Genomic DNA, 9773 nt, shown 5'->3' with positions numbered 1-9773 from the left:
ATCCCGTCCAAGAACCGCATATAGATGGTGTAAATACCATCTATATGCGGTGTAAACTCCATCTATATGCGGTGTAAACATGAGATTTTAACTCCTTAACTCCTAACAAAGTGATAACCCCTTTAACTCCTACTGTGAATAATGAAGGTTATAATTCCAAATAGTGAAGCTCCGCCACGCTAAATTATCCTTTATAAGACTAATTTTAAATCATTACTTATTGCATATATGCGAAGCCTTTTTGGGAAAATTATGAATAGAGCACTGTCTCAGATAGCTTTTTTCTTTTGTTTTTAAAATAAAATAGCAATTTCTGATATTATTTTCTCTTATTGTTACCTCGCTTTGCTTTTATTAGCTTATATTTATACGCAAAACAATATAGGGTGTCGCAGGATATTCACCTTTTTATTCACATTAAACAGATTTATTATGTTAATGAAAAAAAAAGCACGATGATTGTTCTGCACGACTAAAGAAAGAATGCATTGAAGATGCGGCGACAATTCTTGAAATAGAGTCGAAAGCCCCACCTAATGGAAGATGCGAAACTACAAGATAGTATGCTCATTGAAAAAGAGAAGCGATCTCTTGGATAGATACCGGCAGCATACTGATAACCAGGATTTGTATTTAGGGGAAAAAAGGCGTTAGTTAATCTATTTAATGATAAATAGAACTTCTTAATTAAAGCGAAATTATCTAAATTGAATGGATAATCTTGCAAATGATTTGTTATGGCTATACATTTGCAATTATGTTCATATATATGTAGGCATATATAATGGGCTAATAAATGTATTGATTAATAAATATGTAATTTAATTAGTATTGAAATGAAAGAGGTATTTTTGACAGGGTTCATCGAAGAACTAATTGCCGAATTAGAAAAAGAGCAGCGCGACGGAACAGCTCATGTGTACAGAAGTACATTGAACAGGATTCGAAAATTCATGAATGGAACCGAGATGAGTTTTAAACAGTTGACTCCGGAGTGGCTGAGTCGGTTTGAACAGAAACTATTGACTGAACAGGTGAAGTGGAATACGGTTTCTACTTATATGCGCATGTTGAGGTCTATCTACAATCAGGCGGTGGAGGCTGGGGTTGCCACATATACTCCGCGCCTTTTCAGTAATGTACATACGGGGGTCGACAACCGGGTGAAGAGAGCTGTTTCGCCGGAAGTGATATCCCGGCTGATGAAAAGCGAAAAGGAATTGCCTCAGAGGCTTTCTTTTAGCCGCGATATCTTTGTCCTGCTGTTTTTGCTTCGCGGGATGTCTTTTGTAGACCTGGCCTTTTTGCGCAAGCGCGATTTGGAAGGGGATGTTATTACGTACCATAGGCATAAGACCGGGCGTAAAATAACTGTTGCAGCATCCCCCGAAGCAATGGCGATTATTGAAAAGTACAGGGATGAATCCTCCGACTCACCTTACCTTCTCCCTATTATAACGAATCCGAAGGGGGACGAGTACCGGCAATATGCCCGTATGCTACGCCTTGAGAATTACCATTTGATACGGTTGGCTCGTTTCTTGAACATTAGGGAACGGCTGACTACTTACACAGCCCGTCACACATGGGCAACTACGGCATTGCGGCAAAATTATAATTCGAATCTGATATGTGATGCGATGGGGCATTCTTCCGTGAAGGTGACAGAAACTTATTTCCAGCCTTTTAAGGAGGCTGAAATAAACCGGATGAACCAAGCCATTATTGCATTTATAATGTCGAGAAAAGGATAGGAAATGTGCGGGGAATATATGTAACTACTTGATTCACAACAAAATAAAACCACGTTACTTATTAGGTAACGGGAGGTTTTTTACCCCCGCAAAATTATAGCAATTTTTTGGAATTACAAACAAAAATGCAAAAAATCTTATATTTAACGGTGATTTTGATGTAAATAAGGCATTGTTTTAAGTGTTATAGGCTGTTTTTCTTCTCATTTATGCATAATAATAGTGCAGTCCACCTTTATTTACGTCTAAAGGCAGAAGGGTATTTCTATTGTTTGAGAAACACGTAAAATTTAATTATATGCTATATTGGATGTAAATCTGCTCCTGGTGTATGTTATTGTGTTTATTCCCGTTACCTAATAAGTAACGGAAAAAACCAAGTACTTCTGATGAAGAAGTTAAAGCATATATTTTGATTAGAAACCAATATTATTAATTAAGTTTTAAAAGTTATGAAAAAGAAAGTGATTTTAATGTGGTCATTGTTTGCAGCAATGACATTTGGTGCGTGTACGGAGAAAGAAGCTCCGAATAATGAAGTGGAGAACGTGGAGTTTGCTATTGAGTTAGACTTCGCTGGTGCTCAGACGAGAGCGGCATCCAATGCTGTCCCTGTAACGTCGTGGGATATCATTGAGAAGATACAGTTCTTCCTTTATGATAAAACAACCAAGGTTGTGAAATTCTCTGCTGTAGAAACGAATCCCGGAGCTGGAACTGCATTTGAAACAACCAAGAGGAGATACGTGTACACCAGTGTACCGGCAGGTACTTATAAGTTAGTTGCTGTAGCCAGTACTAACACTAAAAATTTGGCTAATATCACTCCTTTTGGTGCTACTGATAATGCAGTATGGGATAAAAACAACGTCCTTGCCAAGAATATATCGGCGTTGTTTATGACGCACAAGAAAGCACTTTATGATCATGATACGGATCCTGCTACGGCTGATGTTGATCAGTGGCCTACTTTTATGGCAGGATCATCATATACTGTCGCTGCTAACGGTATGAAACCTTATCAAGAACCCGCAGAAATCTTCTTGGGTACTGCTACCGGGCTTGATGCGTCGAATAACCCTGTGTATGATGTGGATGTAGTAGTGGATGGAAATGTCATGAATAATGCTACTGTCACTTTGAAGCGTGAAGTATCTTTGATGCGTGTGCGTATAGATGCGAATGGTGTAGACAATCATGCCATAAATGATGATGTTCACTTTGCCGGCAATGCTGCAGCAACTGCTTCTGCTATTTTGATTCGTCATTTGCCGGAGAAAATGAATATCGGAGCCGGTACCGATGGTGGAGTAAATAGTGTAGCTAATGCTACTACTCTTACAGCTGTTCAGGTTATCACTGAAGCAGGTACTAGTGCTAATGGTATGGCTACATTCAAAACAGCAAACCCGGGTACTGGTGACGGATACGGTGCTACTAATTTGACAATTGTAGATACTGAATTCAAGCTCTGGAGAGATATCATCGTATTCCCGAACTCCGACCGTGCTGCGGAAGCTGCGATAGCCGCCCTCCCCGTCCAACCCGCCGACAAGGATATTGCCATTGGTAATCGTAAATATCTTATCGCTATTTCCGGATTTGCAGAGGCAGGTCATATCTTGGCGGACGGAACTGAAGTTACGACAGGTGGTAAACCTGTATATTGGATCGGTGTAATCAATGAAAAGTTCTTGCCCAATCAGATTCGCGAAGTGAACATTTCCTTAAATACAGGTGGTTACCTGGATCTTCCCACTACGGAATTTGGTGACTTGACTATCGTTGTTAACGAACCTACACCTTGGGATAGCAACATTGCGACTTCTACAGTTGAAATGTAAATCCAATCATCCTTCATACCTTTGAATATATAGCGGGGAGCAGAATTTTGTTGATACCAATATTAATTTGAGATTTGAGCGCAAATACTTAATGAAAGCGGAAATCTGCTCCCGCTATATTTTCACTTGTACTAATGCATAAATTATAGAAAATGAGCAAAAACGGACTTCTCATAGTGTTGTTTACCCAGGTAGTAGCTCTACTTTGGTTTACTTCGTGCACCTATGATTATTTTGAAGACGAGACCACATACCAGGTCTTTGTGCCGGAAGTCCTGAATAATACTGTCAGCGACTGCCGGGTACTGGTCTACAATACTACCGGAGCATTGGTTGCGACACGCTATGCCATCTATCCGGATTGGAATAAAGATCCGCGTATGGCAGCAGGTCTGTTCAGTTTCAAGTTGCCCCCCGGCGAATATAGTGTGTATTGCTATACCAATACGGACAGCATCCGGTTTGTAGACGAACATCACACAGAGGCTTCGGCTTTTATATTGAAGGGTCATCCTCTCGGCGACAACCATTATGTACATCCTTCGGATATACACTATCAGAAGTTTGCGTCTGTAATAAAGCATCCGGGTATTTTGGTGACTGATACCGCGCAGTTGGATCGTTATACCGGTCGCATTACGGTACGTTTTAAGAACCTTCCTGCCGATGTGTCCCGGATACAAAATGTGCAGTTGCGTGCGGAAGGAGTGTCGGTTATGCAGCTTCTGAAGGAACATGAATCTGTCGCTTCCCGTTCAACCACTACTACCCGTTTAACTCCGGACGACCGGATGATCCACATCGACGAACTGCCTGCGCAAGAAAATCCCGGGATATTGGAAGTAGACCATCGCTACATGCCCTCCATAGAGAATGTACCCATGGAGCTAAGTTTTACGTTCCTCACTAATGACGGTCGTACCGTAATCCATCTGTCGGTTGACGTGAGAGATAAGGATACGGGGCAGCCCTTGCGATTGATGTCGGGTGAACGTATCATTATTCTGATTGATTCTTATACGGTTACCGACATTGGTATTGTAGGCTGGGACGAAGATATCCAAACCGGTGGAGGTGTCGACCTGGGATGATAATATACATAAAATAAAGAAAGAATTATGAAATTGATTGTGCGACATATATTGTGTCTTGTTCTCCTGCTCTGTTCTATCAGCGGCGTGCAGGCGCAAAGCGTAAAGGTTAATGTTCCGTTTTGGCTTACCGGCTCGCCCAACGTTGGCTTTGAATACACGCTAACCCGGCAAATCACGGTGAACGCTGAAGTGATATGGATGCCGTATATGTTTAAGAAAGGCGAAGAGGTTTTTCGCGCCCTCCAGGGTACGGTAGAACTGCGTTATTATATAGACCCGCATAATTTTTACACGAACGACTCCTGGGACGGATTTTATGTAGGTCCCTACGCCATGTATGGTAACTTCAATATCGGTTTCCTGACGAATGACGACCCGTTGCAAAGCTACCGCCGTATGGGCTGGGGCGTATCGGGCGGTATTTCCGGCGGATACAAGTATGCTTTCAATTCCCGTTGGGGATTGGACTTCAATCTGGGTCTTGGCTACGCGCATCTGCAGTACGATAAGTTCTACCTGGGTGGAGAGTACGCCGACTTCCCTTTGGAGCGAAAAAAAACAAAGTCATGGATTGGCCCTACCAAGGTGGGCATAAGTGTTACCTATAATATATACCGTTAATGTGTACTGATAAAGAGTTGCTGAAAATGAAAAATAAGAAGATTCAAGTTCTGTTGTCTGCTATTGTGTTCCTCTTTTTGCTTGGAGGTGTTTCTTCCTTTGCGCAGGAACGCAAAGTAGGCCGTATGGAACGGAGGGCTGATCGCAATTTTGTCAGTCAGAGATTTGATAAGGCCATGTCTCAATACGAGATGGCTGTCAAGCGCGTAATGGACGACGAATCCAAAGCTGCGCTTCATTTAAAAATTGCACGTTTGTACTTTATGGTGAGAGACTACAAACGCGCGTCCGAACATTATGGTCAGGCCATAGAGTTGCGTTCTGACATACTTGAGATGGACGATGTCTGCGAATACGTGGACGCCCTGCGTTTCCAGGGCAAGATCCGTGAGGCAGAGGCTATTTGCCTGAACAATGCCTACAAAAATATTTATACCCGGTCGCAGCGTTACCAGAATACGCTGGAGGCTCTTTCCATGAGCCATTCCATTCAGGAAGAACCCGGCTACTCGGCTAAGCGGTTGGCGATGAACTCGGAGAATTCCGAATACTGGGTCGGCATTTTCGGCGACCAGCCGTTCTATGCCATGAGCTACAGCCAGTTCAACGACCCGAGAAAGACATTTTTTCATCGCACCCTCTACTATGAACTGGATGCGAACTATGATGCAGGAAATAAATCCCAGAAGCCGCCCAGACGTTATGACTATTTCAACCGGATTCCGGCTGACTTGCAGAATGGTCCGGTGGCCTTCTCTCCCGATATGGACATGATGGTAACTACGGTTATCGAATACGATATGGCGCGCACGTCGGTTGCCATGGCGGATAAGAAGTTCCGCCCGTTCCGTACCAAATTATACTATTCCGTACTGCAAAAAAAGAAAAACCGGTTCTCTAAATATGCTCCGGTGTTGCCGCAGGAATCTGTGGCTTCGTACGCCCATCCGTATTTGTTCAACGACGGCAAGTCTCTGTTGTTTGCTTCGGATATGGCAGGAGGCAATGGCGGATTTGACTTGTACGTTGTTCACTGGAACGACGAAACCCAATCGTGGGGAGCGCTCGTGAACTTAGGCGCCGAGATTAATACCGAGGGCGATGAAATTTTCCCCGTATTCTTTAAGGGACGGTTGATATTCTCCTCCAACGGTCTGGCGGGCTTCGGCGGCTACGACCTGTTCAGTTGCGCCTTCGATATAGACGGTATTATGCCGGGCGGCGTCAGCCATTACCCTTACCCGGTGAATTCGGTTTTCAATGACTATTATATGTGCCCGGTCGACTTGCAAAGCGCCTATTTCGTTTCCGACCGCGCCATGGAGTCGCAAGACGATATTTACTATCTGCGCACCATGGAGGATTTAGGTGCCCAACGGGAGAAACCCTTCTACGGCATGAGCGAAGATATGGCAGTTCTGGGCGGCTCATTATTATTGAATGGCGCCACGGAAAACGTCCGCAAGGAAACCGTTTCCCTGAAGAAATTTGTTCCGGAAGGTCTGCTGTTAACTCTGTATTTTGATTTTGATTCGGATAAGTTGACCGCGGAATCTATCCGTAGCCTGGATTCGTTTGCCGAAGAAATGGGCGGTTACGACCTCTCCGAACTGAAGTTCGACGGTTACGCCGACGAAATGGGTAGCGAAAGCTACAACTACGAGCTGTCGGGCAGGCGTGCCGAACGTGTCGCCGAATATCTCCGCAACCGTAATGTGAATGTGGACTTCATAATCGAAGCCCGCGGCAGAACCAAACTCTCCCCTGAAGAAGTGAAGGAAGAAGTGAGCAGCTACGTCTGGGGAGAAAGCAGTATTGACTGGATACGCGTGAACCGCCGTGCCAGACGTGTGGAAATATATAATAAGAGGTAGAAAATTTAAAAGAAAACAAGATATGAAGAAGAGAAGAACTCATAGGATGTGGATGTTGCTCCTTTTGGTTGCCGCAATCTGTCCGTTGGCGAAGGCACAATACATGCCGGTGGTTTTTGATAAGCAGTATGGTGATGGAAACCAGATACAGCAAGTTTGTCCGTTGCCCGGTGATGAAGCTGTTGTGTTGGGCAAAGAAGGAAAAGCGTACAGTCTGACTTGGGTAGACCGGTTGGGCGAAGTAGTTTTTTCCTTGCCTTTAACAGGATTTACAAATATAAATGAGTTGACCGAAGTCGATAACGGTTGTGTACTGATTGTAGGACAATCAACGCCGCAGCAGATTAAGAACAAGAAGGACCAGGCTTTGTTGAGCGGACGTGCTGTTGTCGTAAACCGTAAAGGACTGCTTGTGCAGAATATCTATGCCGGTGAACAGGGAAGCGAATTTATGAAAGGTCACTTGTTGCGTGATGGCTCTTTGGTACTCTCCGGTATGGAACCCAAAACTACCGGTGAGCGCCAGGGCATATTGCTGAAGACGGACAAGGCGGGTAAAGTACTCTATAGTTATAAGAATGCCGGCAGCGGCTATTGCAACCAGTTTGTTGTAATGGGCAATTCCACGGAGTATATCTGCGCGGCATTTACGGGTGAAGGAGAAAAGGAACAGAGTATCATCGTCCGTCTGGACAATAAGGGAAAACCTTATTACACCACCACTATTCCTGCAAAGAAATATGTAGTAACCGGTCTTCATGCCAATATCAACGAAGGTTCTGTTATCATCACCGGTAATTCTCCGGTAGAAGGCGGCGTTATTTATAAGATACGTCCTGAGGGAGATATCGTGTTTGGTAAGACTTTGATTCCTGCCAGCCAGGGAGTAGCCATACTGAACCACCTGCGTGTTGCCCGCAATGGAAACATTCTGGTAGGCGGTAGTGGCGACAGAGGATACTACGCCCTGTTGCGTAACGACGGAACAGCACTCTATTCAGGTTCTTCCACCGGTCAGGTGAAAGGAATAGGTATGAATCTGGTTACAGGCGAATCAGTAGTAACCACTTATGACATGAATGCTCGTCGCGGCACATTCGTTCGTATCCAATCCAGCGGAAAGGCTGAGTTCGACCGCACGATAGACGGTAACTTCAATATCGTACGTGTAGACAATAACGGCGAAGTGCTGTTGCTGTCATCAGAAGAAGGCCGGGTATGTATGTACTCCGATACCGGCCGGAAAGAATTCGACCGTTATGTAACGGACAATCAGCCTACTATCTTCCGTCAGGCATTCACTACTGCATCCGGCGAGTTGATGTTCCTCGGCAAAGGCAGCCGCTTGGTAAAACTGGGACACGGTGTTTATGTATCCGACGTGAGGATTACCAAACCTGTGATTGGAACAGCTACGGCTGTGTTTACCGTAACCCTTACCGGTTATGCCACCACCAAGGAAGGCGCTCCCGTTCCTGTAACCGTGGGCTATGCCACTCGCGAAGTTTCGGCTACTACAACCAATAACTACATCCCGGTGGAAGGAAAGCTTTCATTCACCCCCTCACGTGGTTCTTCAAACAAATACCTGGTGAAACAGGATATTGAGGTGTCAATCAAGGCAAACGACCTGGTTGAAGGCGTGAAGAATTTTGAGTTGGTACTCTCTGATGTACAGCAGAGCTATCTGGTGAAGCCCATAGGCGAAGCCGTTATCGAAGACCAGCAGGCTGTTGTGAAACTTGTTCGCACCGAACGTGGCGAAGAAGGAACCAAGGACATTGTGTACGAACTGGGTTTATTCAAAACAGACGGCGCTTCCTTGGTTAACGCCACCGGCGCCAATATCATTGTCGACGGTATGTACGGCGAAGGCACTACTGATGCGCTTGACTTCGATATGGGTTTAAGCCCGAGAGTCGTATTCGCCAATGGCGCCCGCAAGTCCACGTTCAACGTGAAGACATTGGACGATACCCGCTACGAACTACCCAAGACAGTGATTATAAACTTCAACAAGACGCATTGCCTGAGCGGTTCCAACGTGATGTTTGATGGCGAAATGTTGAGCTGCAGTGGAGTGGTTGTCGACCAGCCTGCTCGTTTGACTATCGCCTCGCTGGGCGACCACCGTGTGAACAACAACGTAGTATCCGGTTTCTTCACCGTATCCCTGCTTCGCGCCTCTGACGGAGCGTTGCTGACCAATACCACCGGTAGCGACATCGTTGTGGACTGTACAATCCTGCCCGATGCAACGGCTAAGGAAGGTAAGGACTTTGTATTCACCAACCTGCACGACCTGCGCATCAGCGGCGACGGCAACCACAGTTCTACGAACGTGAACGGTGTGATACTCTATAGTACGGATACTGCTGAAAAGCAAGTTAAACTGAAAGTGAAATCTGTAAGACAGCCTACAGGTGCGCAGCCTGTCAGTGTACAGGATACGGAAAGTACGGCTGACTTTACTATAAGAAAATAATTTTGAATTATGAATTTTGAATTATGAATGGGTACGCGGACGATGCGGAATAAACGGATGAACGCGGATTTTTTTCTTAATGATTAGCAGAAGTATCTCTA

6 protein-coding genes are annotated in these 9773 nt (G+C 44.9%); all 6 read left to right on the top strand.

Going from position 1 to position 9773, the window contains the following annotated elements; genetic code table 11:
* Positions 1–836: 836 nt before the first annotated feature.
* The 6 genes from B2Z67_RS01345 to B2Z67_RS01320 all read left to right on the top strand — a co-directional run bounded on the left by B2Z67_RS01345 (position 837) and on the right by B2Z67_RS01320 (position 9672).
* Positions 837–1754: a tyrosine-type recombinase/integrase gene (locus B2Z67_RS01345; RefSeq protein WP_291528018.1), complete on the top strand. Its 918-nt coding sequence runs from the start codon at positions 837–839 to the stop codon at positions 1752–1754.
* A gap of 452 nt (positions 1755–2206) precedes the next feature.
* Positions 2207–3598, top strand: coding sequence for a FimB/Mfa2 family fimbrial subunit (locus B2Z67_RS01340; protein ID WP_291528017.1), 1392 nt, complete (start codon positions 2207–2209; stop codon positions 3596–3598).
* A 152-nt stretch (positions 3599–3750) separates the two neighbouring features.
* Positions 3751–4689, top strand: coding sequence for a hypothetical protein (locus tag B2Z67_RS01335; protein ID WP_291528016.1), 939 nt, complete (start codon positions 3751–3753; stop codon positions 4687–4689).
* Positions 4690–4716: 27 nt separating this feature from the next.
* Positions 4717–5313, top strand: a complete 597-nt coding sequence (locus B2Z67_RS01330) for a DUF3575 domain-containing protein (RefSeq protein ID WP_291528015.1) — start codon at positions 4717–4719, stop codon at positions 5311–5313.
* 26 nt (positions 5314–5339) lie between these two features.
* Entirely contained in the window at positions 5340–7187 is a 1848-nt protein-coding gene (locus B2Z67_RS01325) for an OmpA family protein (RefSeq protein WP_291528014.1), read from the top strand.
* A 22-nt stretch (positions 7188–7209) separates the two neighbouring features.
* On the top strand, positions 7210–9672 hold the full coding sequence (locus B2Z67_RS01320; protein WP_291528013.1) for a Calx-beta domain-containing protein: 2463 nt from the start codon (positions 7210–7212) through the stop codon (positions 9670–9672).
* Positions 9673–9773: the final 101 nt, after the last annotated feature.

Source organism: Bacteroides sp. UBA939, assembly GCF_002293435.1.
GTDB lineage: Bacteria > Bacteroidota > Bacteroidia > Bacteroidales > Bacteroidaceae > Bacteroides.
Note: the sequence above shows the minus strand (reverse complement) of the source record. Positions and strands in the feature narration are given on the sequence as shown.